This is a genomic window from Streptomyces sp. RP5T (genome assembly GCF_003933965.1).
Lineage (GTDB): Bacteria > Actinomycetota > Actinomycetes > Streptomycetales > Streptomycetaceae > Streptomyces.
In genome coordinates, this window is the sequence record NZ_RSAJ01001202.1 from 1 (window position 1) to 811 (window position 811).

2 pseudogenes are annotated in these 811 nt (G+C 71.1%); both read right to left on the minus strand.

Going from position 1 to position 811, the window contains the following annotated elements:
* A pseudogene (locus EHS43_RS45400) lies at positions 1 to 225 on the minus strand (hypothetical protein); the annotation flags it as partial.
* Positions 226 to 490: 265 nt separating this feature from the next.
* Positions 491 to 811 (minus strand): annotated as a pseudogene (locus tag EHS43_RS45405) (hypothetical protein); the annotation flags it as partial.

The following is an 811-nucleotide window of genomic DNA, read 5'->3' on the forward strand; positions in this document are numbered from 1 at the left end:
GATGCGCGGGGCGCCCTCCTTCGGGGTGTGCGCGGGGTCCGTCTCGACGTACCAGGGGACCATCTGGCCGGTGTCGTCGAAGTAGGTCTCACTGCCGCGCAGCCAGGGGACGGGGCCGAGGCCGAAGGGGTCCGTGACGGCGTGCGCGAGTGCTCCCGACTCCCAGCGGCGGATGTGCTCCGGCGCTGATCGCGGTCCCGGCCCTGATCCTGGTCCCGGTCCCATGGTCGCTCCCCTCCCTCGTGCCCCGTCGGTCGTCGTGCGCGGTGCGGTGTGCGGTGCGGTGCGGTGTGCTGGGTGCGGTGGCGTGCAGCGCGGTGTTCGGCGCAGTGCGGTGTGCGGGGCGCGTGGTTCGTGCGTCTCGTGCGTCTGTCCTATGGCACGCGCCCTTGCCATGTGCGCGAACGGTCCCAGCACATCACATTCCGCACTCAGACTGTCACTACTCGTTGCGAATTGGCAGAAAGTGGAAGCGGGTATTCCGACTCGGTCAGACGAGGCGGACCGGCTTCTCGGGGCGTATCCCCGACTTGACCAGCCAGGCACGCAGAGGGGCCGGGTCGCCGTCCTCCACGAGGCTGAGAACGCGAGGGGCGAGGTCCACGGCCCGTTCGCCGTTGATGAGGAGGGACGGGCCGTCGAGCCAGTCCAGGCCCGGCGCGGCGCCCGCGGTGTCGATCGCGGCACAGCAGACCATCGCGGTGACGTGGTCGGTGAGCAGCTCCCGGGCGCTGCGAGGGGGCTGCAGCGGGAAGAGCGGGAGGGCGGTGTCGTCCCAGGGGGCGATGTCGGGAGCGCTACGGGAGTGTGG